24 protein-coding genes are annotated in these 23,726 nt (G+C 57.9%); 15 read left to right on the top strand and 9 right to left on the bottom strand.

Translation table 11 applies throughout. From position 1 onward, the window contains the following. The first annotated feature begins 183 nt into the window (after positions 1-183). Positions 184-1,362, top strand: a complete 1,179-nt coding sequence (locus tag M7Q83_RS05280) for an MFS transporter (RefSeq protein WP_298336110.1) — start codon at positions 184-186, stop codon at positions 1,360-1,362. A 48-nt stretch (positions 1,363-1,410) separates the two neighbouring features. On the opposite strand, the gene M7Q83_RS05275 is transcribed toward M7Q83_RS05280, so the two are convergent. Beyond that, on the bottom strand, positions 1,411-2,244 hold the full coding sequence (locus M7Q83_RS05275; RefSeq protein WP_298336108.1) for a phosphatase PAP2 family protein: 834 nt from the start codon (positions 2,242-2,244) through the stop codon (positions 1,411-1,413). A 172-nt stretch (positions 2,245-2,416) separates the two neighbouring features. Next, positions 2,417-3,199, bottom strand: coding sequence for an enoyl-CoA hydratase-related protein (locus M7Q83_RS05270; protein ID WP_298336106.1), 783 nt, complete (start codon positions 3,197-3,199; stop codon positions 2,417-2,419). A 136-nt stretch (positions 3,200-3,335) separates the two neighbouring features. On the opposite strand from M7Q83_RS05270, the gene M7Q83_RS05265 reads away from it, so the two are divergent. From M7Q83_RS05265 to M7Q83_RS05240, 6 genes are read left to right on the top strand one after another with little or no spacing between them, the layout of a single operon-like run. Further along, positions 3,336-4,127, top strand: a complete 792-nt coding sequence (locus M7Q83_RS05265) for a TlyA family RNA methyltransferase (RefSeq protein WP_298336104.1) — start codon at positions 3,336-3,338, stop codon at positions 4,125-4,127. Between the two features lie 12 nt (positions 4,128-4,139). Further along, positions 4,140-5,015, top strand: coding sequence for an NAD(+)/NADH kinase (locus tag M7Q83_RS05260; RefSeq protein ID WP_298336102.1), 876 nt, complete (start codon positions 4,140-4,142; stop codon positions 5,013-5,015). Next, positions 5,008-6,591 (top strand): AAA family ATPase, encoded by a 1,584-nt coding sequence (locus M7Q83_RS05255; RefSeq protein ID WP_298336100.1) that lies wholly within the window; start codon positions 5,008-5,010, stop codon positions 6,589-6,591. The genes M7Q83_RS05260 and M7Q83_RS05255 overlap by 8 nt, the downstream gene beginning before the upstream one ends. A gap of 17 nt (positions 6,592-6,608) precedes the next feature. Then, positions 6,609-8,216 (top strand): CTP synthase, encoded by a 1,608-nt coding sequence (locus M7Q83_RS05250; protein ID WP_298336098.1) that lies wholly within the window; start codon positions 6,609-6,611, stop codon positions 8,214-8,216. 1 nt (position 8,217) lies between these two features. Beyond that, positions 8,218-8,811 (top strand): NUDIX hydrolase, encoded by a 594-nt coding sequence (locus M7Q83_RS05245; protein WP_298336096.1) that lies wholly within the window; start codon positions 8,218-8,220, stop codon positions 8,809-8,811. Beyond that, positions 8,774-9,709, top strand: coding sequence for a tyrosine recombinase (locus tag M7Q83_RS05240; protein ID WP_298336094.1), 936 nt, complete (start codon positions 8,774-8,776; stop codon positions 9,707-9,709). The genes M7Q83_RS05245 and M7Q83_RS05240 overlap by 38 nt, the downstream gene beginning before the upstream one ends. A gap of 65 nt (positions 9,710-9,774) precedes the next feature. Here the strand turns inward: M7Q83_RS05240 and M7Q83_RS05235 are convergent, their stop codons facing one another. Further along, positions 9,775-10,845, bottom strand: coding sequence for a cytochrome c oxidase assembly protein (locus M7Q83_RS05235; protein ID WP_298336092.1), 1,071 nt, complete (start codon positions 10,843-10,845; stop codon positions 9,775-9,777). 179 nt (positions 10,846-11,024) lie between these two features. On the opposite strand from M7Q83_RS05235, the gene M7Q83_RS05230 reads away from it, so the two are divergent. The 3 genes from M7Q83_RS05230 (at position 11,025) to M7Q83_RS05220 (ending at position 12,776) form a co-directional block, all read left to right on the top strand. Beyond that, on the top strand, positions 11,025-11,777 hold the full coding sequence (locus M7Q83_RS05230; protein WP_298336090.1) for a cytochrome c biogenesis protein CcdA: 753 nt from the start codon (positions 11,025-11,027) through the stop codon (positions 11,775-11,777). Between the two features lie 144 nt (positions 11,778-11,921). Then, positions 11,922-12,428, top strand: coding sequence for a bifunctional nuclease family protein (locus tag M7Q83_RS05225; RefSeq protein WP_298336088.1), 507 nt, complete (start codon positions 11,922-11,924; stop codon positions 12,426-12,428). A 153-nt stretch (positions 12,429-12,581) separates the two neighbouring features. Continuing rightward, positions 12,582-12,776: a hypothetical protein gene (locus tag M7Q83_RS05220; protein WP_298336086.1), complete on the top strand. Its 195-nt coding sequence runs from the start codon at positions 12,582-12,584 to the stop codon at positions 12,774-12,776. Here M7Q83_RS05220 and M7Q83_RS05215 read toward each other — a convergent pair. From M7Q83_RS05215 to M7Q83_RS05195, 5 genes are all read right to left on the bottom strand, one after another. Then, on the bottom strand, positions 12,764-13,498 hold the full coding sequence (locus M7Q83_RS05215) for a MerR family transcriptional regulator (protein WP_298336084.1): 735 nt from the start codon (positions 13,496-13,498) through the stop codon (positions 12,764-12,766). The two genes, M7Q83_RS05220 and M7Q83_RS05215, sit on opposite strands and share 13 nt — an antisense overlap. A gap of 20 nt (positions 13,499-13,518) precedes the next feature. Beyond that, on the bottom strand, positions 13,519-13,998 hold the full coding sequence (locus M7Q83_RS05210; protein WP_298336082.1) for an FHA domain-containing protein: 480 nt from the start codon (positions 13,996-13,998) through the stop codon (positions 13,519-13,521). Between the two features lie 3 nt (positions 13,999-14,001). Next, complete coding sequence (gene gcvH, locus M7Q83_RS05205; protein WP_298336080.1) at positions 14,002-14,382, bottom strand: glycine cleavage system protein GcvH; 381 nt, start codon at positions 14,380-14,382, stop codon at positions 14,002-14,004. A gap of 102 nt (positions 14,383-14,484) precedes the next feature. Beyond that, a complete protein-coding gene (locus M7Q83_RS05200) occupies positions 14,485-17,001 on the bottom strand; it encodes a sugar phosphate nucleotidyltransferase (protein WP_298336078.1) in 2,517 nt (838 codons plus the stop codon). 39 nt (positions 17,002-17,040) lie between these two features. After that, complete coding sequence (locus tag M7Q83_RS05195; RefSeq protein WP_298336076.1) at positions 17,041-17,601, bottom strand: CDP-alcohol phosphatidyltransferase family protein; 561 nt, start codon at positions 17,599-17,601, stop codon at positions 17,041-17,043. A gap of 93 nt (positions 17,602-17,694) precedes the next feature. Here M7Q83_RS05195 and M7Q83_RS05190 point away from each other — a divergent pair, with 93 nt between their 5' ends. From M7Q83_RS05190 to gcvPB, 4 genes are all read left to right on the top strand, one after another. After that, a complete protein-coding gene (locus tag M7Q83_RS05190; protein ID WP_298336074.1) occupies positions 17,695-18,147 on the top strand; it encodes a hypothetical protein in 453 nt (150 codons plus the stop codon). A 29-nt stretch (positions 18,148-18,176) separates the two neighbouring features. After that, positions 18,177-19,220 (top strand): glycine cleavage system aminomethyltransferase GcvT, encoded by a 1,044-nt coding sequence (gene gcvT, locus M7Q83_RS05185; protein WP_298336073.1) that lies wholly within the window; start codon positions 18,177-18,179, stop codon positions 19,218-19,220. Between the two features lie 152 nt (positions 19,221-19,372). Continuing rightward, entirely contained in the window at positions 19,373-20,710 is a 1,338-nt protein-coding gene (gene gcvPA, locus M7Q83_RS05180; RefSeq protein WP_298336071.1) for an aminomethyl-transferring glycine dehydrogenase subunit GcvPA, read from the top strand. After that, entirely contained in the window at positions 20,707-22,224 is a 1,518-nt protein-coding gene (gcvPB, locus tag M7Q83_RS05175) for an aminomethyl-transferring glycine dehydrogenase subunit GcvPB (protein WP_298336069.1), read from the top strand. Before gcvPA ends, gcvPB begins: the two co-directional genes overlap by 4 nt. Here gcvPB and M7Q83_RS05170 read toward each other — a convergent pair. Next, positions 22,199-22,693, bottom strand: a complete 495-nt coding sequence (locus tag M7Q83_RS05170; protein WP_298336068.1) for a phosphate-starvation-inducible PsiE family protein — start codon at positions 22,691-22,693, stop codon at positions 22,199-22,201. The two genes, gcvPB and M7Q83_RS05170, sit on opposite strands and share 26 nt — an antisense overlap. Before the next feature lie 44 nt (positions 22,694-22,737). Here M7Q83_RS05170 and M7Q83_RS05165 point away from each other — a divergent pair, with 44 nt between their 5' ends. Further along, a complete protein-coding gene (locus M7Q83_RS05165) occupies positions 22,738-23,646 on the top strand; it encodes a DMT family transporter (RefSeq protein ID WP_298336066.1) in 909 nt (302 codons plus the stop codon). The last annotated feature ends 80 nt before the right edge of the window (positions 23,647-23,726 follow it).

Genomic DNA, 23,726 nt, shown 5'->3' with positions numbered 1-23,726 from the left:
TATTTCTGCATGGAATGCGCCACCCCCTCGGGGAGTTCTTTGAGATTTCACACAAAACTTTTCGAGTTCGAAGGTAGTTGATCGCTGAATATGCAGGGGTTCAGGGACTTTGCGTCACGCTGTATAGTTTAGAAGAACATAGGTTTAAGGAAACCTTAAGGTTATTATCAGATTGGATGAAGTTTGGGTACCGATGAGGAGCGTTCGAGTGCGCTCATACTGGTCCTCTGCATCGCTGCGACCACCATCACCACACTGCCTGTCTTCTTAACTGGAGCGCTGGCGGTGGTGATCCGACAGCATCTGGGGTTGAGCTCGACCGACCTAGGGTTGCTGGTCGCAGGTTTCTTTGCGGCGGCTGTTCCGAGTTCACTGCTCATAGCCCCTCGAGTCGCAGCGATCGGGGCCGAGCGTATCATGCGGGTGACGGGGTTCGCCGCAACGACTGCGTTGGCGGTGATCGCCGGCGTGGGGGATTCCTTCGTCGTGATCCTCGGCGCTCTCGTCCTGGCTGGTATCGCCAACGGAGCGATGCAGCCGGCGGTCAACCTCTATCTCACCAGTCGCGTGCACCTTGCGAGACAAGGCTTCGCTTTCGGGGTCAAGCAGGCGGCGATCCCTGTCTCCACGCTGCTCGCTGGCATCTCGGTGCCCCTTGTTGCCCTCACCTTTGGTTGGAGGTACGCCTACCTTGGGGCCGCGATTGTCGCCTTGACGGTGACCGTGTTACTCCCGAAATCGCAAGGGATGCGCACCGGCGTTCGTGGGGGGACCGCGAAGACGACGGTGGTGCTCAAGCCGTTGATCTTCTTGGCCATCGGTATCGGACTTGGCGCGGGCGCGGCGAATGGACTCGGTGCCTTCTTTATCAGCTCATCAGCCCGAATCGGTGGGGCGGTGGGTACCGCGGGCTATCTCGCCTCTCTTGGTAGTCTGGCGTCACTGCTCACCCGAATCGTTTCCGGCTACCTAGCGGATCGTCGTAGTGGTAATCATTTTGTGGTCGTGGCAGCCATGCTCTCACTTGGTGCACTCGGTTACCTGCTCCTCTCCTTTGGATTGCGGCCATTGGTGGTCGCTGCTGCCGTCCTGGCCTACGCTGCTGGATGGGGCTGGAACGGGGTCTTCAATTACGCCGTCGCACGTACACACCCGAATGCGACCGGCCATGCGACCGGTATCACGCAAGCTGGTGCCTTCGCGGGTTCAGTCTTTGGCCCGCTGGTCTTTGGCATTATCGTTGACCACTTCGGTTATGCAGTTGCTTGGCGATTCGCTGCGGCCATGGTGATCGTTGCGGCGGTGGCCGTCATGGTAGGGCGCTCTCTACTCATCCAAGAGATTGCGACCCGCGACGAGTGATGGTAGCCGATCACGTCGCTCATGGCCAGTCAGCCGAGCCATGGCCAGTCAGCCGAGCCATGGCGTGAGATCGGCGATCTCTTGGGTCAGCCACCGCTGCCAACGCCGATGGGTCGGGGCCCGCAGCGCCGCTGCGCAACCAGCGCCTACAAGTGCACCAGCGGCGACATCGCTCGGCCAGTGGAGGCCGGAGTAGATTCGTGAGCCAAGCACACCAAGCGTGAGTGGGCGAAACAGGCATGCTAACGCAGTTGGATGAGCTCCAAGCCCCGCAACAAAACCTACCGATCCTGCTGAGTGTGTAGAGGGGAACGACTGAGAGGGACGATGGTCGACCAGGCTCGAGATTGCCGGGTTGGGCGATGCAAAGGGACGCGTTCTAGGGGCTAGTTGTGCGATGAGGCGCGCACCCATGACGCTCGCGGCACCGGTGAGGACCGAGCGGATGATCGCCGTCCGCGTCTCTAAATTCGTAGGTTTGAGCCCATACCAGGCAGCGATGAAGCCAAGGGCGTAGATCTCGGGAGCATTTGCTGCTAAATACGTCGCCATTCGATCGAGACGTGGCCACCTGCCATGGAGCTGCGCAAACGCATCGATAACATGTTGATCGGTGTTGGTGAAGAACCGATAGGGGTCGTGCGAGTTGGGAGTGGATGCGATCACGCTAACACGATAATCAGCATGGGACCTCGGTGTCGCTTGCCGCGTCCGATTGCACCAAGTCAGGAGTTGGGAATGACTGACGCCCACGAACCCATGACCGGCCATATTGAACCCGTTTGATGACCCAAAAATGGCTCGTACCCAGCTACGGATTTCGGTGATGGTGAGATCCAGAGCGCTTGGCACCCGGCGGTCTGCGCAGGTGAAACCCGTCATTGATACCGCAGCGCCCTGGCCCGCCAGTTGTCATTTGCGAGCTCTCGTCAGCGATGTGGTATGGGTCAGCGCTTCACTATCCTGTGTGGTTCCGCCTGCCCTGCAGCATCGATAGACAGGCGTGCATCGGCCATGCGATGGTGCAGCCAACGTGGGTCTTTCGCCGGTGGAGCTAAGAATCGGTCCATTTTGGAGGACGCTTTTCAAGAAAAGCCGCCATACCCTCCTGCGCATCGTGCGTCTGGGACGCACCTGCCATCGCGGCGATAGCGACGGAGTAGGCATCGACGACAGGAAGGTCGAGCTGTCGATAGAGGGTACTTTTCCCAAGAGCCTTCGAGTACCGAGAGCCTCTGCTCGCACGATCGAGCAGGTCAAAGGTGGCCCGGTCTAGCTCATCGGGTTCCACCACACGGTTGATCAAACCCCACGAAAGAGCAGTTGGGGCATCGATTGTGTCGCCGGTTAAGGCCATCTCAGCCGCCCGTTTACGGCCGATGGTGTGACCGATTGCTACCATCGGGGTGTGACAGAACCAGCCGCCCTTGCCGCCAGGTGCAGCAAAGCCTGCATTCGACGATGCGATTGCAAGATCACAGGTAGCCACCAGCTGCGCTCCCGCCGCCGTGGCAAGTCCGTGGACGCGGGCCACCACCGGCTGCGGCGTGCCGATAATGGTGAGCATCAACCGAGTACAGGCCTCTAACAACCGGTGCATGTAGGCATAATCTTGACCCGCCATCTCAGAGAAGTCATGACCGGCAGAGAAGACTGGTCCATTCCCCGCCAACACCACACCGCGAGCGTCGGAGGCTCGTGCCTCCTCAAAGGCCTCCGTGAGCTCCTCCATGTGCGCAAGCGAGAGAGCATTGCGCTTTGATGGTCGATTCATCGTGATAACCAGAAAATCACCCTCAGCCTGGACGGTAACATGTTGGCGTGGCTTGTTTGTCATCGGACCCCCTTTGGGACGCATTCTACACGATCGATTCGTGCGGGGCAAGGATTGCGACCATGGTGCGGTCCGATACACTCCAGGTGAATAGTGACGACAGGGAGCAACGGGTTCGAATGCGTGATGGGAGATGCTATTGGTAATCCGACAACGTCTTGATGTCGTCTTGCAGCGTCGGGGCTTAGTGCGTTCGCGCGCACAGGCCGACCTTCTAATCGGTGATGGGCAGATCCTCGTGAATGGCTCCCTGGCGACCAAGGCTTCACGGCTTGTAGCCACCTCCGACGCCATTGAGGTCCTTGGTTCGGCCGACTGGCATCCTCGTGGGTATGACAAGCTCGCTGGAGCCTTGGAGGATTGTAGGGTAGTCACGACCAACAAGGTGTGTCTTGATGTGGGCTCATCGACTGGGGGTTTTGTGAAGGCACTACTCGACACCGGCGCGGCGTCGGTGGTGGCGGTCGATGTGGGTACTGCACAACTCGATGCACAACTGCAGCATGATGCGAGGGTTACCAGCTATGAACAAACGGATATACGTACCTTTGCTTGGCCGTTGGCGACCGCTCCCGAGCTCATCACGGTCGATGTGTCCTTCATATCCATTCGTCACATCATCGACGCGCTTTGCTCCCTGTCGAGCCCCGGTACCGAGCTGCTCATCCTGATCAAACCACAGTTTGAGGTAGACCGACGGATCGCCGCCAAAGCTAAGGGTGTGGTCACTGACCTCACGATCCATGCTGAGGTATTGCGGGCGATGCTGGTGGACCTTGGCGAGCACGGCTTGGTCGTTACCCAGTTGGTACGGTCCAGGAGAAAGGGGTCGAAGGGCAACCAGGAGTACTTCGCGTACGTAGCGACCCCCACCCCGCCGTCGATGCCAGCGGTCGAAGACCTTATCGCTGATGCACTGGTAAGGAACTAGGCTCTCTTGGAGATGAAGACCTTGGGATTTGTGCTACACCCCGCCCATGCTCAAAGTAGCAGCCTCTTTCTTGAGGCCAAGAGCTATCTCGCGACCCATGGTTGTGAGAGCACACAACTCTTGGCGGCCGAAACTGCACAACCCGAGCTTGGCCGAACGGAGTCAGAGCCGTGGACAAGACCCGAACCGAGCGTCGATGCGGTGGTCAGCATCGGTGGGGATGGCACCATGTTGCGTGCGATGGCCTGTGCTCATCGCCAAGGTGTGCCCGCGCTCGGAATCAATCTCGGCCAGCTTGGCTACCTTACTGAGGTTGAGCCGAGCGAGATGATTGACGCGTTGGCCTCGATCATCTCGGGAGAGTTCACGGTCGAGGAACGCCTTGCCCTCTGTGCCGAATTTCAAGTTGATGAGCAGGTTCGTCAGATCATCTCCTTTAATGAGGTGGTCGTTGAGCGGGAGGTCTCCGGTCACGTCATCCGCGGCGATGTCCTCCTTGGCGGTAAAACGTTCTTGCGCTACGAAGCGGATGGCCTCATCATTGCGACGCCCACTGGTTCGACCGCTTATAACTTATCCGCCCGTGGACCCATCATCGCACCGAGTCTGCGCGCCATCATTCTCACACCGCTCTCGCCCCACATGCTCTTCGATCGTTCACTCGTACTCGATAGCGATCAGCGTATTGATTTCCATCTCGCTCGAGGACCCAATGCATCGGTGATGGTCGATGGGCAGGTCGTTCACTCACTTGCGCCGCTTGATGCCGTTTCTATCTATGCCCATCCTGCGCCGGTACAACTCATTCGTGTCGTCGATGTACCCTTCTACGATATTGTGAAGCGGAAGTTTCGACTCAATCACTCCGAAAGTATCCCCGATGCTTGATTCCCTGGTAGTCGAGAATCTTGGGGTGATTGAGTACGCGGAACTTGAGTTCGAAGCGGGACTCGTCGTCATTACTGGCGAGACAGGAGCGGGCAAAACCTTGCTCACGACTGCACTTGGTCTCTTGTTGGGGGCGCGTGGCTCTCCCGAGCTGATTGGCCCCTACGGAGAAAGCGCGCGCATCGCTGCTCAGCTGACCGAGCGTGAGGGACAGGTGCTGTTGCGGCGTGAGCTGACAATGGCGGGGAGAAATCGAGTCCGTATCGATCGCGAGGCGGTGACGCTGGGCGAATTGGGCGAGCGCATAGCGCACGAAGTCGAGATCTTCGGACAACATCTCGCCGCGACTTTAACCCAACCGTTGGCCCAACTTCGCATCCTTGATCGTTTTGGTGCCATCGACGACACGGAGCTACGGGAGCTTCGAGCTCGCTCATCCAGACTCCAGGCCGAGCTCTCGGAGATCCGGGAACGTGGCGGTGAGCGTCTACGCCGCCTCGAATTTCTCGCGTTTGAACTGGCTCTCCTTCGCGATGCCAAGCTTGAGGATCCCGAGGAGGACACCAAAGTCGAGGCGGAGATTGCCCGGCTTGCCTCAACGCGCGACCGACAGCAGCTGCTCTCGGCCCTGCATGATCTCCTCGTTGGGGATGGGGGTTTGAGTGACCAGCTTGCTGCTTTGCATGGTCAGGCCAAGGAGTTGATGCCAACGATCGGCAACCGCCTTGATGCGTTCTTGGATGAGATCGATGACCTTGCTCACGAAAGTCGCAACGCCCTAGAAGGAGAGTTCGAGGATCCGATCGCGCTTGCGGAGCTTGAGGAACGTCTTGGCGTCCTCGTAGCTATGAAACGCCGCTTTGGTTCCACGTTGGCAGAGGTCCTTCGAGTCGAATCGGAGCTCGCGGTGGAGTATGCGCACCTCGAAGATGCCACGCAGTCTGAGACGGCAATCGTTGCTGAGCTGGCAGCGCTCGCACCACAGATCGATGAGGCGCTTACGCAGCTACGGATCCTACGTCAACAGGCTGCAAGTGAGTTAGTGCACCAGGTCAAGGATCTGCTTGCTGAGGTCGCGCTTGGGAGTGCGCAATTTGCGATCAGCTTTGACGATCCCGATGAGATTCTTCCGACCTTTCTGTTCACCGCTAACCCTGGCATTCCCCTGATGCCACTTGGCAAAGTTGCCTCGGGTGGAGAACTCTCGCGTCTGATGCTTGCTATCGCGCAGATTGCGGGAGCATCAACGCCGACGCTTGTCTTTGATGAGATTGACGCTGGCATCGGTGGTGCGACCGGTCTACGCATCGCCCAGGTACTGCGATCGATGGCCGAGGATCACCAGGTGTTGGTGGTGACCCATCTTGCCCAGATCGCGGCAGCGGCGAACCAACATATCGTGGTCACAAAGTCGACCACCGCCGATCGAGTGATGACCTCACTCCACGTTGTACGTGGCCCGCAACGGGTAGAGGAGATCGCCCGCATGCTCTCTGGTCATGCCAGCTCTCCGCAGGCACTCGACCACGCAAGCGACTTGATCGCACGCTTTTCGGGCGAATCGCACGTATACTGAACCGGAAGGGAGCGGGGTTGACTAAGCATATTTTTGTCACTGGCGGTGTCGCGAGTTCGCTGGGTAAGGGCATTACGGCATCGTCGATCGGTCGTCTACTCAAGGCACGCGGCCTTCGTGTCACGATGCAAAAACTCGATCCCTACATCAACGTTGATCCCGGCACCATGAACCCCTTCGAACACGGTGAGGTTTTTGTGACCGCTGATGGTGCAGAGACAGACTTAGATCTCGGACACTATGAACGTTTTGTAGATATTCAACTCCGTCGAGGATCGTCGGTGACGACGGGAGCGATCTACAAGACAGTCATCGAACGAGAACGCCATGGCGATTATTTAGGCAAGACCGTCCAAGTGATTCCCCACATCACTGATGAGATCAAGACGCGGATCCAAGCCCTTGCTACCGACGATATCGATGTCGTGATTACCGAGATCGGCGGCACCGTTGGGGATATCGAGATTCTTCCCTTTCTCGAGGCGATCCGTCAGCTACGCAACGAGATTGGGCGCGATCATGCGTGCTTTGTGCATCTCACCCTGGTTCCACACATCGGTCCATCCCAGGAGGAGAAGACGAAGCCGACGCAACACTCGGTGGCGGAGCTCCGATCCCGAGGAATTCAACCAGATATCATCGTGTGTCGATCAGACCGTCCGATGTCGGCAGGCGTACGGCAGAAAATTTCGATGTTCTGCGATGTGCCAGTGCGGGGGGTCGTCACGGCGATCGATACCGATAACCTGCTGGCGGTTCCACTGGTCCTCCATGACCAGCAGCTTGATGACTATATCGTAGAGCTGCTCCATCTTGATGGAGTAGCCGAACCAGAGCTTGGGGAGTGGTCAGATCTTGCTTGCCGGTCATCTGCTCCGCTTCGAGATGTGCGGATCGGCATTATTGGGAAGTATGTCGACCATGCAGATGCGTACCTCTCTGTCGTTGAGGCGCTTCGACACGGCGGTCTTCGTCATGATGCCAAGGTACTTGTGGAGTGGATCTCGGCAGAAGAGGTGACTCCAATGATGGCGGATTCGTTCTTTGACGGAGTGGATGGTGTGGTGATCCCTGGTGGCTTTGGACCACGTGGAATTGAAGGAAAAATCACCGCTGCCATGGTCACGAGAGAGCGAGGTATCCCGTGTCTCGGGATCTGCCTTGGACTCCAGGTGATGGTGGTGGAGGTGGCGCGACATCTTGGTGCAATGCCCGACGCTCACTCGACCGAGTTCGATAGTGGCACCACCTATCCGGTGATCGATCTCATGGACGACCAACGAGATCTCACTGATCTGGGTGGTACCATGCGATTGGGTACGTATCCAGCTCGCCTAGAGCCTGGTACGTTAGTGCATGAACTGTACAACTCTGAGGTGGTCTACGAGCGGCACCGACACCGCTTCGAGGTGAATCAGCGCTTCCATGGTCGACTATTGAGTGCGGGTATCAATCTCTCCGGCTTTTCTCCGGATGGACGCCTGGTCGAATTTATCGAAATGCCGGGTCATCCATTTTGGGTTGGGACCCAGGCGCATCCGGAATTCCAATCACGACCGAACCGTCCGCACCCACTCTTCGTCGGCCTGATCGGTGCTGCACTCGAGTTCGCCAAGGATCATTGAGATGGCGTTTGCCAAGACTGGTGAGCAGATCGTAGCGACCAATGGTTTTCTCACCATGGTGGAAAAGGCATTTCTCAGTGGTGGTGCGCAGTATCGGCGCACGATTATTGCGCATCCAGGAGCGGTCGTCATCGTCCCGATCGTCGATGGCACGCGCGTCGTGGTGGTTCGCCAGTTTCGGCCATCTGTCGAGGAGTATCTTATCGAGTTGCCTGCTGGCAAGCGTGACGTTCCTGATGAGGGTATTCTGGTCACGGCCGAGCGAGAACTCCAGGAAGAGTGTGGACTGCAGGCCCAGCACCTGTCTACGATTGGTTCCTTTCTCAACTCTCCCGGATTCACGGATGAGATGACCCACGTGGTGTTGGCCGTAGGACTCTCGGAGGCGCCACAGGCACCGCAATCGGTTGAAGAGGAAGACATGGAGGTGCGCGCAGTTCCTATCGGCCCCGCTGGTGACTTCTCAGCCCTTCTTGGGTTTACTGACGGCAAATCGATCATCGGCATTGCCTTGGCCAAGCTCTACCTCATGTCGCACCAAGAGGAACTGTCGGCGTATGCTGACTCGCCTGGGGTTCGTGGACGCTTTCGCTGAGCTACCAAGTGCTCCGCTTGTCGATGAGTTTTTGGTGTTTCTCGCCGTCATGGGGGAACGCAGTGAACTCACGGTGGTGGCGTATCGCGCTGATCTGGTGCGGTTGCTCCGTCATCTCGCTGCGACCAATACATCGTTGCTGGACGCGACTCAACGAGATGTTGACGATTTTCTCGCTGCCTATCAACAGGCGACATCCGCTCGCAGCGCCGCGAGGGCTGCTTCGGCTATTCGAGGGCTCTATAGCTATCTGATCACCTCTGAGTACCTCACTCGGGATCCAACGGAGGGTATTCGCCTGCACAACACCATACCGTCGCTGCCAAAGGCGCTCTCGATTGCTGAGACCGAGATGCTACTCGAGAGCGTCGCGATTGAGGACGCGCTTGGATCAAGGGATCGGGCCATGCTCGAGGTGTTGTACGCCTCTGGGATGCGCATCTCGGAACTGATCGGACTCAATGTTGAGGACCTGCGAGAGGATTCCTTTTGGCTCACTGTCTCTGGAAAGGGCGCCAAGGAGAGGCTGGTCCCAATACCACCGATTGCCGCGAGCCAGCTCACTCGCTATCTCGAGCGATATCGAAGCCAACTTCTCGGGTCTCATCGCGACCAAGCAGCGGTGTTTGTGAATCGTCACGGGGCTCGCCTCACTCGCCAAGGCGCCTGGTTCGCACTTAAGCAACGTGCCCAAGCGGTAGGCCTCGACCACAAGTTCTCGCCACACACCCTACGGCATTCGTGTGCGACGCACCTCGTCGAGGCTGGTGCTGATCTACGCGTGGTGCAGGAGCTCCTGGGGCACGCCTCTGTCGCGACGACAGAGATCTATACCAAAGTCTCCGTTGCCCATCTCACCAAGGTTTACCAAACGTATCACCCTCGGGCCACGTTATAGCGAACACGTCATCATGAAAGAGTGGCTTGGCCACCTGACGGCATCGATCAACGAGGCGTTTGTGCTCAGTCCAAGGAGCTACTGGTTGGCGCGATTGCCTGGTTCGCCTGCGTGCCTCGGGCGTTTTCTAGGGATACGTCCTGGTCTGGGGGAGCTATGGTTTTCTGTCGTTGCTTGAGTTGTTCACGTTCAATCTGTTTGAGGACCGTCAGCGCCTCTTGATGCATGGGGGAATCGACCGGTGTACGCGAAAGGGTCTGTTGTGCCCAGTAGTACTCCTTGGGCATGCCTTCGCCCCGTGTCGACAGAGGGAACGCATCGGTGCTCGCATCCATCCGTCGGTGTGCGCGATCCTCGGAGGCGATCCAGCTTCCGATCACGATCGCGAGACCTATCGTGGTCATGGCTTCACCAGCCCCCCAGAGAACCTGCCCTCCGGCGTGCCAGTCGCCGAGGGAGTAGATCGTCGGAGCAAGGGAGACCTTGTTCGAACTGATGGTGATACCAAGAAACGTCTCAAATGGTATCCCAATCGCAAGCGAGAAGATTCTCCCCCCAAAGCCAAGGCGCCAGTGCAAAATGGTGTCCTTGCCGATGATTGGCCACCAGAAAAGGACTCCACCGGCAAAAAACATGATGTTCAAGATGTCCATTAGCCACATGTGAGCCATTGCGAAGCCGACGGCGGTAGAGGTGAAGAACCACCACATGACCCCGTAATACAGGACAAAAACCACGAGGGGAAAGGTGAGGAACTGGAGGAAGCGCGAGTGCAGGAACCCGTCGATGAGTCGGCGGGTATGCTTCTTTGAGGTCTGCAGTGCCAACGTGACGGGAGCGGCAAGTGAGAGCAGGCCCGGTGCCACGATCATCAAGAGAAGGTGCTGGGCAATGTGGGCAGTGAAATAATGCATCACGTATACCGAAACCGGTCCACCAAGGGCGTACTCGATGGCAAATGCGCCGCCGACAAAGGCTCCCACGCGAGCATTCGACCACTTTCGACCCTTCGCCCGCACTTTGATGACGCTGTCGAGATACCACGACGTGATCGCAATGAGGAAAAATAACACGGCGATCGAGAACGGGCTAAGCGACCACGCGGTCAACAACCCCAGATAGTGAAAAGTATCCACCACACCTCCTCACTCTTATGTTAGAGCATTGACCCCTCGTACTCCAACACGATGCTTCCCAAATCGCCATGGTAGCGATCGGAAGTGACGGCGCAATGGTGCCCCATCCGTTGGTGACCTGAGAGAGAGGTCCGCTGTAAGATTCCTAGTGGGTATGCCCTTTCCCCTATACTGTGGCTGTGGGAGTTGATGGGAGCTACGTGATCGCCTTCGGTGGGGGAGTGATCTCGTTTCTGTCGCCATGCGTACTACCTCTTGTCCCCGCCTATCTGTCGGTGGTGTCGGGGCTCGATGCACAAGAGATCGCCTCAGGCAGTGTTCTACAGCTTCGTAAGGTGACAACATCGACGCTCTTGTTCGCGGCTGGCTTCACGGTCGTCTTCACCGCCCTTGGACTCACCGCATCGGCGCTTGGTCAGCAACTCGCTCGCGATCATGTCGCCATCGAACGCATCGGCGGGGTTGTCCTCATCGTGATGGCGCTCTTCTTGTTAGTAACCCAGTTTCTGTCGGCCCCGCAACTCGCCATGGAGCGCCGTTTTCATCCCTCGTTGCAGCGCTACGGCAAGTTCGCTGCACCGGTGGCAGGAATGGCGTTTGCCTTTGGATGGACACCCTGCATTGGCCCCATCCTTGGCTCAGTCTTAGCGATCGCTGCTACCCAAGCACTGCTGGTCAAGGGTGCTATCTTGCTGCTCGCGTACTCGGCGGGCTTGGCGGTTCCGTTTCTAGTGACTGGGCTTGTCTTCTCCCGGGCTGTCGGGGCGCTCAAGTTTCTCAAACAACACACTCGCATTCTCACGATTGGCTCCGCTGTCGTGCTTTTGGTTTTTGGCGTCGTTATGGCGCTGAATGATTTCTCGTGGATCACCACTCACCTACAGTCGCTTGCCTCAGCCGTTGGGCTCTCGTCGCTCAACCGTCTTGGCTAGGCACCAGCGACCGGGTACGCGGGTGGATAGGACGCAGTCGTGGCCAAAAACCCTGGAGCAGATACTTGGAGTTGACCTACAAACCGCCGACATGCCAGGGCGAGGAACCACGGCATGATGGCGCTCACGACTAGAATAGCCAACATGGTAGAGGTCGAGGTTGCAGGTGTCAAGGTGGATCTTCGCTCGAACTCGCCGGTGCTGCTGTTGCAAGAACTGACTGCCCCGTACCGTGTCGTACCAATCTTCATTGGTGTCCCTGAGGCAAATGCGATAGATCTCGCCATCGCCAATGTTGACCCTCCCCGTCCCTTGACTCATGATCTCGCGTGCACCTTTCTCGACGTGCTCGATGCCAGAATCTCCCAGGTTGTGGTCACCGAGGTTCGCAACGGGACCTACTACGCCGAGATCACGCTCATTGCAAGCGGCATCGAACACCGTGTGAGTGCTCGTCCCTCAGATTCGGTGGCGCTCGCGATACGTAGTGGGGCTGCGATCTATGTTGATGATGCGGTGATGAACTCGGAGGGGACGGTTTTTGATGATACCCAGCAAGCCGACTCCGGACCTGAAGTTGTACAGGAGGAGATCGTCGGCGAGTTTCGTGACTTCCTCAAGTCGATACGGCCGGAGGATTTTTCCGAGTAGCGAACCCGTTGCCCCGGTACGTCGCCACGCTGCGATAGGGGCGTACATTGGTCCGCATAGTGGCGACTTGCCACGATTGCAAATCGAAGGATTCACTTCTCCTTGTCGCTGATTTGATTACGCTACAGAAGAAAAACGAGGAGGTCGTATCCAGTGAAGGTGGCGCTCATCGTCGTTGGTGTGCTCATTGTTTGCATCGTCGGCGCCTACTTCGTATCCACGTCGCTCGGCGTGGCGGCAACTATTGGGGGTATTTTCTTCATGATTGTCTTTGGCTTCGCGCTCTTTCGCCGACCACTCCGCGATGAGGATGAACTCTATGATGACGGCACGACTCATGACGATTGATCCGTCAACCTTTTGAGGCTGACCAGCGCATTCTCGAGCAGCAGGCCACGTAGACTCGAGCTGAGTTCAACAAGCTCCTCTAGCTCCTCGCCGGCTCGCCGTCGACCCTCTGGGCTCCGCTGACGAACGAGCGGCATGAGGAGCTGTTCGATGAGCCCCACCTCGCGATCGGTAGAGGTGCGGTAGTGCCGCAAGTGTCGCGGCTCAAGTCCAAACTTCGCGAAGGAGTGAATGGTACGGGCGATCTCAATCTCGATAGGAGCGAAATGACGCTGCCCAGCGACGGTAACACCAGCGATGAGCCCGTTTCGAATCATCTCATCGATGGCAGTTGCGGGAGCTCCGGTCAGGCGGGCGAGTTCATCGATGGGAAACAACTCTGGTCGGCTAGCGGAGAGCGGAGCATCGCTGCTGTTAGTGGCCTCTGGGGTCGATGGCTCTTCGGTCGCCTGGGAGAACAGGTCGACACGCGTGTCCGCGTCGAGATGTTCCTTGATCTTGCGAAGTGGCATGTAGGTCGATTTTTGGAGCCGTAGGACCTCGCAGAGTCGTTCAATATCTGGCTGATAGAACTTTCGGTACCCAGCGGCATTACGCTCGGGTGCGATCAACCCTTGGCTCTCGAGAAAACGAATCTTGGAGATCGTTACCTCGGGGAACTCTTGTTGGAGGAGCGTGAGCACCTCTTTGATGGAAAACTCTTTTGCTGATTCCCCTCGCAAAACCTCCCAGCGCGGCGTTGTCAGCTTCCCTGACCCTGCTGCAGGAATAACAGGCGGAACTTGCCGATCTGTATCTCGTTGCCCGGGCACAATTTCTCCTCCTCCACCCGCTCCCGGTCCACATAGGTCCCGTTGAGCGAACCAGCATCTTTGATGTAGTATCCCTCGTCACGCAGTTCCACCTCCGCATGGCGTCGGGAGACGGTCACATCGTTTAAGAAGATATCACTATCAGGATGTCGGCCGATACTCATGATCTTGCGATCCAACTGAAACCATGAACCTGCCTCCTGTCCAATCTGGATCATCAGATATCCGTAGCCGCCCGCGGGGGCGGGCTCCATGCTTTCGGTCCCCTCCTCGTGAACAAGCAGGGATGGATCGATGACGTCGAGTGACCCAGTGGTCTCCTCGGGACGCTCCAGTAACCGCGCACCGCAGGCAGCACAAAAATGTGCTGATGGTGGATTCACTTCTAGGCACTGCGGACAGGTAGACATGTTCTACTCGCTGTGGAGTAGTTTGCGGTAGGCCTCGAGATCGAGCAGCTGTTCGGTTGTGTCGACGGCGACGGTGATCCGGCAGATCCAACCCTCTCCATAGGGATCGCTGTTAAGGAGCTCGGGGCGGGTGTTGAGCTCTCCGTTCACCTCGGCGATGACACCTGCGACTGGAGCAAAGATATCGGAGACGGATTTTGTTGACTCGACTTCAGCGATCGAGTCGCCGACGGCGACGGATCTCCCAAGTTCTGGGAGTCCAACAAAGACGACATCACCGAGGGCATCCTGGGCGTAGTCGGTGATCCCCATCGTTGCGGTATCGCCATCACTCAGGACCCACTCGTGCTCGGCGGTGTATTGAAGATGTTCTGGAAAGTTCATAGTTGCCAAGGCTAACGGGTAATCGGCGTCGGTGCTGACTCGCAGCGAAAAAAACTGAGAATCATCATCATCGAGTGCCCCCAAGGAGGGGCAGGATGTGAACTATGACAGGTGCGGAGCATTATCACGGATGGTGCGTACCTGTTCATGAAGCTGGGCGATCGTGGCATTCGCCGCAGCCTCATCGTCGTCAGAGACCCAAACCTTCAAGAGAGGCTCCTGTTGGTCTGGCGCGATGAGCCAAAACCGATCACCGTCACCGACGCGGATGCCGTCAATAACGATCAGTTGTTCGTTGGAGTCAGACTCAGCCCGCGTTCGTAACTCCCGCATGGTATAGCCCATCTGCGCATAGCTCACTGAAATCTCATCCACGTGGACCTTTGGCACCCGGATGCCCCTGCGCAACCTCGACAGCGGCTGGCGGACGTGCTCGAGCCCAGAGAGCAAATAGGCGAGGCTCACGGCAGCATCAGGAACAGAGGTGAGATTGGAGAACAGGAAAAGTCCTTGCCCGCCCACGCCGAGTGCCGGGACTCCGCTGGCACGCACACGACGACTAATATCGTTTAGGTCCAGTCCGGCCCAGGTAAAGGTGATATCTGCATCGTTGGCCAACTTCTCCAGCGTGCTTGGCATGTTGACGGGCGCCACCACCTCTTGGATTCCATCGCTTTGGATGACCAGTTTGGTCAAGAGTGCCGCGAGTTCAGCATCGCTGAGCGTCACCCCTTCGTCATCGATAACGGTGATACGCTCTGCCCCAGCATCGACCAAGAGGCCCAATTGTGCCGAGGATGCAACGACAAGGCGGGCGAGAGACTGGAGTTGGGCGTGGGCATCATGGGTGATCGACCGGATCGTCGATGGATAGGAGTTGACGGCGAGGACATCCATGCCCAGTGAACTGAGCACCTGAGGAAGCGACAGATTGCCGCTCCCAAAGGAGAAATCGATCACGACTTTCGCGCCGAGCTTACGGATGCGCGTCATGGGGAGCTGCGCGTTGAGTTCAGCCTTCCAGCTCTCAAAGGAGCGTGGGTAGGCACGCAGGTCGCCGACCTCTGAACCTGAGACGCGTCGGAAGTCCTCCCGCTCCAGCGCGCGCTCGATCTTGCGGCGATCACCCGAAGGAAGGTCACACCCAACTTCATTGACCAGATGGATGAGGATCGCCTGCGGGTCCTGGGGGTCGAGGGCGACACGCACGCCGGCTCGGCTGTCAGAGCGAGCAACCAGGTGCCGGAGAACCGGGAGCGTCGAGACCTCTAAGTCCTCGACATCCATCCCTACCGAGTTGAATCCGACCATCATGGCGCGTTTGATCGCGCGGGCGGATCGCGAGGTATCTCGCGCGGCCATCACGACGGAGTGCAAGGGCAACATGGAACCATAGGCCATTGCGATACGGCATGCGAGCTCTGGGGTAATATCGATGTTGGCCAGGCCAGCGATGCCTAGTGGACCAAAGACCGTACGGGGTGAACCCGCTTCCCAAACGATCGAGTTGGTGACGGTAGAGAGCGGTTCAATCTTCTTGGCCGGGTAGATCTTGATGTCGGGGGCTAACACGGCCTCGCGGCCGACGTAGACCCCATCGGCGATGATGACCCCATCGTTGACGACGGAACGGGAACGGATCTCCGCGCCTCGACCGAGGATGGCGGCCCGGATACGGGATGCCTCGCCGACAAAGACATGGTCAAAAACCACACTTCCAGAGAGCACCGAGCCCGTCTCAACGCGCGCATTGTCCCCGAGGATCGTGTAGGGACGAACCTCAACGCCAGGCCCGAGATAGACGTAGTTGCCGATCAGTGCGGGTCCTTCGATCTTGGCAGTCGGATGCACTTCGCAATCCTTGCCTATCATGACGCCGCCTTGAAAGCTAAAACCCTCCAGGTGTGTCTGGCTACGACCGTCGAGGACGTCGCGTCCCGTCTGGAAAAACCCTCCGAAGGTGCCAACGTCGGCCCAATACCCCTCGGAGATGTAGCCGTAGAGAGCCTCACCGTCAGCGAGGAGGCCAGGGAAGACCTCGCTCGAAAAGTCAACGGGTCGATCTGTTGGGATCGTGTCTAAAACCTCGGGCTCTAGCACATAGATACCGGTGTTGACCGTATCGGTGAAGACCTCACCCCAGGTCGGCTTTTCAATCAGTTGTTCGACTTTTCCGGTGGTATCGGTCGCCACGATACCAAACTCGGTTGGTGCGTCGACAGAGGTGAGCACCATGGTGGCTTTGGCGTTGCGGTGTTGGTGAAACGCGATTGCCTCGCTCAGATTGATATCGGTGAGAACATCCCCGCTGAGGACGAGAAAAGTGCCACGCACAAGATGCCTCGCGTGGGCTACCGCGCCTGCGGTACCAAGGGGTGTCTCCTCTTGTAGGTAGCGCACCGATACACCGAATTCAGCGCCATCACCAAGGTAGTTACGGATGGCGTTACCAAGATACGCGACCGTCACAATAATATCGGTAATGCCATGCGCCGCCAGTAGCTCCACGACATGCCCGATCATTGGTTTGTTGGCGATTGGCAACATCGGCTTTGGTGTCGTGCTCGTGAGCGGCCGTAGTCGGGTTCCTTCTCCTCCCGCGATAATGACTGCCTGCATGCAAACCTCCTATGTGACCGACGATCCTGTGCGGTCGTGCTAGGGCAGTTCCTCCGGATGAGCTGTTCTCGCAAAGTTTAGGGCGTAGAACACCAGTGCGACGTAGAGCAGCACCACTGCCAAGGTCATGAGGGCGACCGCTGTCTCCTTCACGATCGGCTGGTGCAGGCCGTCACCAAGAACTACCAAAGGAAATCCTAGCAGCAAGCCAAAGGTGCCCGCCTTGCCGATCCAGACCACGTCGTTGCGATGACGGTGGATGAGCAGGTCAGCAAGGACGGTGATCCCAACAAGTATCTCCCGTAGAAGCACGATGACGAGAAGCCAGGTCGGAACGAGGTGATCTAAGAGCGCAGCGATGGCCACCACGATGAGGACGACGCGGTCCGAAAGTGGATCAAATATCTTGCCAAAGGTTGTCACCGCGCCAGTGCGACGCGCGACGTAGCCATCGAGAAAGTCGGTGATGCCCATCACCGCTAGCAGGATTGCGGCGGCGATGTCGTGTCGCCCATGTGAGAGCAGAATCCACACGGGAAGCAGGAGGAGTACGCGAATTGCCGTGATGAGCGAAGGGATCGCCGTGCGTATGATGGCCAATAGCCGATGCTTGTTCACGGCTCTCAGCATAGAGCGCGCCGTCGATTGTGGGAATTCTCCGTTTAGCCAAACAGCCTACAGTACAATGGAGGTGTGCCACAGGGATCCATGCTTTCACTCGTCGTCTTCCCATCGACCATCGTTTTGATGGGAATCGTGGCGTTCCTAGTTGGTTGGCGGCGACACACTCGATTTATGAATTCGATTCGGGCAAGGCGTGCGGCTGAGTTTAACGCCAATCATCTCTCACAGACGATGGCCTATGAGCCCGAGGTGCTCATCACTAACGTGATGCGCGCGGAGGAATCAGTCCTCATCGGGTACCAACCGTACCTGCATGCCGCTCAGGACGTAGCTAGGGCACAAGGCACCTTTGTCGCGTTTGGCTCGGACGCTGGGGTCTTTGAGCGACTGGAGAACTGGTGCACGCAGCAGGCCTGCATTCGCGTTGAACTCGATCACCTGGGCAACCGACTCCGCTTGTCTCGCTCCTACACCACCGAGGCAGTTGAACTCTCGATGGTGCCAAAGAAGAATGTGGGGTGATGGCGGGTCTGACGGTTAGCATGTGAGAAGTGACGAAGACCACTGCTCTCCACGCCACCCACCTTGGGCTTGGTGCAAAAATGACGCAATTTAGTGGCTACGAAATGCCGTTAGCCTATCCCGGGGGTACATTGGCGGAACACCTCGCGGTGCGCGAGGACGCTGGGGTCTTTGATGTCAGCCATCTTGGCACCGTCGAGGTCGTTGGTGCTGACGCCTTCGGGCGCCTTCAAGCCGCGCTTACCAATGATCTCAGTCGGATAGGGCCTGGCCGTGCACAATACACCCATCTGCTCGATGACGATGGCTCCGTCCTGGATGACATTATCGTCTGGTGGCTCGATGATGATCGCTTTCAGGTGATGCCTAATGCGGCCAATACGGCGAATGTGCTAGCCAGTATCGGCGGCGAGGACATCACCCGCGACCGGACGATTCTCGCCGTCCAAGGACCTTTGGCGCGCGGGTATGTCCGCGGTGTACTAGCCATCGAAGAGCTACCGGCTAAGAACCATATCATCGCTGGGACCTACCGTGGTGCTTCGGTTCTTATTGCGGGAACGGGGTATACAGGAGGCGATGGGGTAGAGCTATCGCTCCCCAACGCCGTTGCCGAGGAGTGTTTCCTCGCACTCGTCGAGGCGGGTGTCCGCCCGTGTGGGCTTGGGTCACGCGATACCCTTCGACTTGAAGCAGGGCTACCACTCCATGGTCACGAGCTCGGCAATGGTCTCACCCCCTTGAATGCGCGGCTCGATTGGGTGGTAAAGTTTGAGAAAGGTGAGTTCCCTGGCAAAGGAGCGTTGCTCGAACAGCGACGTCGAGGGGTCTCCCCCCTTCTGGCTGGATTGCGTTCGGGTTCGCGGGCTCCGTTGCGCACCGGGGAGCGTGTCTATGCCGGCGATGTCGAGGTCGGCTGGGTCTCGAGTGGTGGATTCTCGCCGCTGCTCAAGGAAGGCATCGGACTGGCTTTTCTCGACGCTGATGCCCCAGACGCGCTGCACCTGCGGCGTGGTACCTCCACTATTGCGCTCCAGCGATGCACCTACCCCTTCGTTGACCTCCCTCGGTAGCAAGCAGCATTCAAACGGGCGCACTAGAGTGGATAGCGGCGTTGTGGGTCACCGGTTGTCAGCGTCCTATAGGCCATACTGATTGAATGACTGATTGAATGACTGATTGAATGACTGATTGAATGACTGATTGAATGGAGAAGGAGGATCGGTTGCCATCTTTCGCGCCGCACACCGATGAAGAGATCCAACAGATGTTGGCGGATCTGGGGATGAGTTCGCTCCAAGAACTCTACTCCTCGATACCTGCCGCACTGTTGCGGACCGAGCCCCTTGCAGTTGCCAAGGATCAGTCGGAGATCGAAGTCCTCGAACAATTCGTCCAGTATGGTGCCCAGAACGCTGCCGTGCGCACTGCCCTGGTCAGCTTTGCGGGAGGCGGAGCCTACGACCATGACCTCTCCGCCGCTGCACGCCACCTCGGCACCCAATCTGCCTTTGTCACCGCCTACACTCCGTATCAGCCTGAGGTGGCTCAGGGTGTTCTCCAGGCTCTTTTTGAATTTCAGACGATCATTGCGCGTCTTTTTGGTCTTCCGATTGCCAATGCATCCCTCTATGACGGGGCAGCCAGTCTGGTTGAAGCGGTGAATATGGCAGTCGGCTTCACCAAGGAGCGACACATCCTTGTCTCCGCTGGCGTGAACCCCGCCTATCGCGAGGCGCTCGCTACCTTTGGTGCCGGTACCCGTCTATCGTTCGAGACGATTGAACTCGGCGCCGGTGACGCCACATCATTTCCGTTCACAGACGATGGAACAGATGACACCAAGGCTGGAGCGGTGATCGTTGGCTACCCAAACTACTTCGGTGCCATCGAAGACCTAAAGGCTGCGCGGGCATTAGCGGATCGACACGGGGCACTGCTGATCGTGGTTGCTGACCCCATTGCGCTCGGACTCCTTCGGTCTCCTGGGGAGTTTGGCGCGGATATCGTGGTGGGGGAGGGGCAACCGCTTGGCATACCGCTGTCCTTTGGTGGTCCGTATCTAGGACTCTTCGCCGCAAGGAGCGAATATGTCCGATTGATGCCAGGGCGGCTTGTTGGCGAGACTCTCGATACGGAGGGACGACGGGCATTTGTGACGACACTTCGCACCCGTGAGCAGGATATTCGCCGTGAGAAGGCGACATCGAATGTCTGTACCAATCAAACACTCATGGCTATCCAAGCAGCTATCCACATGGCTTGGCTCGGCAAACAAGGGTTTGGAATACTCGCTCGCCGGAACTACGATGGCGCCCACTACCTTGCGGAGCGGCTCAACGAGATCGGTCTGGCACCGAGCACCACGCATTTTTTTCGTGAGTTCACGGTGCGCACACCGATCAGTGCTAGCGAGCTGGCGCATCGACTGCTTACCCATGGTTTTCTCGCCGGGGTTATCCCTCCAGGCTTTGATGATCGACTGGTCATCGCCGTCACTGAGGCACGTCGACGGGTAGAGATCGATAGTTTTGTTGATACGATTGCGAAGGAGCTGCGATGAGATTCGCTTCGACCAGTGCCCCAGGTGGACGGGCTCGTTCAGCGCCACTCGTTGGTGACGCTGAGGAGCCGACAATCTTTGAACTTTCGGTCCCGACACGCCGAGCCTTCTCCCTCCGTGACACTGGGGTCCCGGCGATGGATCTTGCCCCGATAGTGGCATGGATTCGCGATGAGCCTGTCGAGTTGCCGGAGGTGTCTGAGCGAGACCTCGTCGCTCACTACACACGTCTCGCAAGCAGAAACTACTCAGTCGACCTTGGCGCGTATCCTCTGGGCTCGTGCACGATGAAGTACAACCCAAAGTTTGCAGATCAGGTAGCTGGCATCGACGGACTTGCCAACGTCCACCCCGCCACACCACCAGAGGCCATTCAGGGTTGGCTTCGACTCTTTCATGAGCTCGAACGCTATGTGTGTGAAATTACCGGCATGGCTCAAGCAACGCTGCAACCGCCGGCGGGGGCGAGCGGTGAGCTGACGGGACTGTTGATCATGCGTGCGTACCACGCGTCACGTGGTCGCTCACCGCGCAAGGTAGTTATTCCGGACTCCGCACACGGAACTAATCCTGCCTCGGTATCGCTGGCCGGATTTGAAGCCGTCACCGTACCAAGTGGCGCCAATGGACTCGTGGACTTGGCGAAGCTGCGCGATCTAGTCGACGCTGATACCGCCGGTATCATGCTCACGAATCCCAATACCCTCGGTCTCTTTGAGGAGGAGATCCGCGAGATACTCGCGGTGATACATGCGGTGGATGGCCTTGCCTACTACGACGGAGCGAACTTGAATGCGATTGTTGGAGTCGCACGTCCAGGTGATATGGGGTTTGACATCGTGCACTCCAATCTCCACAAAACCTTTGCGACACCCCACGGGGGTGGGGGCCCAGGAGCTGGACCGGTCGCCGTTGTCGAGCATCTTGCGGGATTTCTCCCTGGTCCGCTCCCGCGCTCGCTCGATGGTGGCTCCTCCTACTCGTGGGTGACCCCGGAGCGCTCGATTGGACGGGTGCATGCCTTCTACGGTAACGCGGTGGTGCTTGCGCGTGCTCTGGCCTTCATGAAGTACCTTGGAAGTGATGGCATGCGGACCATGTCAGAGTTGGCAGTTCTAAACGCGAACTGGCTGCGTGCTCGGATAGCCGATTCTTTTGCAGTTGCCTACGAGCAACCCTGCATGCATGAGTTCGTCGTGTCAGCAGAGGCCCTCAAGACAAAGACGGGTGTACGCGCCCTTGATGTTGCGAAGGCACTTCTCGACAGTGGCTTCCATTCGCCAACCGTGTATTTCCCCCTTGTGGTGCATGAAGCACTGATGATCGAGCCAACCGAGACCGAGTCCCCGCAGACGCTTGAGGCGTTGGCGTTGGCGTTGGAGGAGATCGTCGCGACCGCCTATAAGGACGCAGAAGCCATCCTCGCGATGCCGCGCAATACCCCGGTTCGCCGCCTCGATGAGGCGCTTGCAGCGAGAAAGCCAATCCTCACCGAGGATCAGCGGCCTCTGTAGAAGCTTTCTGCTTGCGCTTGGTCAGCGCATGAAGGTAGAGGGCCACCGTGAGTGCCAGCACGACGAGTGTCTCGACGAGAAGCTCGGTGACGGCCGAGTGAAACTCTGGTGCATTTAACGCATGATTAATCGTCGAGAGTTCGGCGCCGAGCACCAGAATGCGTCGTACCGAGGAGACGATTCCGATGATGAGGAAGGGTCGGAGCTGAAAGCCGCCGTGTTTGAGGTGGTTATAGACGGTACTCATGAGCTCTAGCAGGATGATGACAAACAGGATCTCATTGAGCGTGGCAACGAGAGAGCGTGTGACATCGGCGTCGAGATTGATGTCAATGAAGCTATGGGCCGCTTGGTAGAGGACAGCTGCGGCCATGAGGGCCAAGAACAACGCTACGATGAGATAAAATACCGTCTCGGTTCCTGAGATATAGTTCGCCAGCTTCGATGATTTGAGGGGGGAGTTACTCATGTGCAGGGTAGCATATCTGCTCCACTGGCGATCTTAGGTCGGCGATGATCGATTCTCGTCACCGACGAGCTCGCCTCGGCCTCGTATCGGTCACCGCTCTGTGGGGCGTGACCTTCTCGCTCAACCAAGTCGCGCTCCATTCGATGGCGGCTCCGACGCTGACGTTCCTCCGTTTTTTGGTAGCCTCTCTCTTCCTTCTGTTGGGCTTTGGCCTCCGTCGGTCGTTTTGGCACGACGTGCACCGTGCCGAACTCCTTGGCGGGCTACTCACCGGGTCTCTGCTGTTTGGCGGCTACCTCACACAGACGGAGGGGCAGCGCTTTCTTTCAGCATCGTTAGCGGGCTTTTTGACTGGCCTCTCGGTTGTGCTCGTACCCCTGATCCTGTGGGTGTTACATCGGGGTCTTACCCGTCGTCAGCTTGGTGCAACCCTGATCGCGGCTGCTGGCCTCTACCTACTCGCAAGGCCCCAAGGGCACGAGGGCTTGCTTGGTATCGCCCTTGTACTGGCCTGCGCGCTCTTCTTCGCCCTCCAGCTGGTCGCTGTCGAATACTACCGTATTACCACAGTGGCTGTCATCCGCTTCACCCTTTTTCAGATGCTAGCCGTCACCGCCTTGGCAGCCTTGGTGGCGATGGCACCTGGAGGAGGGGGGTTGTTTCCACTGCATGCGTCCCAGGAGGCTTGGGTAACCGTCGCTATCAACGGTGTTGGCGCCTCAGCCCTCGGGTTCATGGCCCAAACCTGGTCCTTGCGCTGGCTCAATTCGATTGAGCTATCGGTGATCTACTCCCTTGAACCAGTTTTCGCTGCCCTCGTTGCCCTCATCGCGCTCCACCAACAGGAGGGTTTGACCGTCTGGATCGGTGGTATGATCGTCGTAGTGGCCATGATTCTCGTCTCCATCACCCCGCCAGGCGGGGCGACATTACCCCAAGAGTCCTCTACCTAAGGGACTTAAGTCACACCTGCGTGTAGGTGTTGGTCTTTAACCGTGGTTCTCCCTACGATAAAGGACAAGATGAAGGTCCA

Origin of the sequence: Ferrimicrobium sp. (assembly GCF_027364955.1) — a bacterium.
In the GTDB taxonomy this organism is placed as follows: Bacteria; Actinomycetota; Acidimicrobiia; order Acidimicrobiales; family Acidimicrobiaceae; genus Ferrimicrobium.
This window is presented reverse-complemented; position numbering and strand designations above follow the sequence as displayed.

Bases quoted from the DNA above. Each gene is read 5' to 3' on its own strand.
- M7Q83_RS05275 (WP_298336108.1), bottom strand. From the start codon at position 2,244: ATGACGGGTTTCACCTGCGCAGACCGCCGGGTGCCAAGCGCTCTGGAT.
- M7Q83_RS05270 (WP_298336106.1), bottom strand. From the start codon at position 3,199: ATGACAAACAAGCCACGCCAACATGTTACCGTCCAGGCTGAGGGTGAT.
- M7Q83_RS05260 (WP_298336102.1), top strand. From the start codon at position 4,140: ATGAAGACCTTGGGATTTGTGCTACACCCCGCCCATGCTCAAAGTAGC.
- M7Q83_RS05255 (WP_298336100.1), top strand. From the start codon at position 5,008: ATGCTTGATTCCCTGGTAGTCGAGAATCTTGGGGTGATTGAGTACGCG.
- M7Q83_RS05245 (WP_298336096.1), top strand. From the start codon at position 8,218: ATGGCGTTTGCCAAGACTGGTGAGCAGATCGTAGCGACCAATGGTTTT.
- M7Q83_RS05240 (WP_298336094.1), top strand. From the start codon at position 8,774: ATGCTGACTCGCCTGGGGTTCGTGGACGCTTTCGCTGAGCTACCAAGT.
- M7Q83_RS05225 (WP_298336088.1), top strand. From the start codon at position 11,922: ATGGTAGAGGTCGAGGTTGCAGGTGTCAAGGTGGATCTTCGCTCGAAC.
- M7Q83_RS05210 (WP_298336082.1), bottom strand. From the start codon at position 13,998: ATGTCTACCTGTCCGCAGTGCCTAGAAGTGAATCCACCATCAGCACAT.
- gcvH (WP_298336080.1), bottom strand. From the start codon at position 14,382: ATGAACTTTCCAGAACATCTTCAATACACCGCCGAGCACGAGTGGGTC.
- M7Q83_RS05200 (WP_298336078.1), bottom strand. From the start codon at position 17,001: ATGCAGGCAGTCATTATCGCGGGAGGAGAAGGAACCCGACTACGGCCG.
- gcvPB (WP_298336069.1), top strand. From the start codon at position 20,707: ATGAGATTCGCTTCGACCAGTGCCCCAGGTGGACGGGCTCGTTCAGCG.
- M7Q83_RS05170 (WP_298336068.1), bottom strand. From the start codon at position 22,693: ATGAGTAACTCCCCCCTCAAATCATCGAAGCTGGCGAACTATATCTCA.
- M7Q83_RS05165 (WP_298336066.1), top strand. From the start codon at position 22,738: ATGATCGATTCTCGTCACCGACGAGCTCGCCTCGGCCTCGTATCGGTC.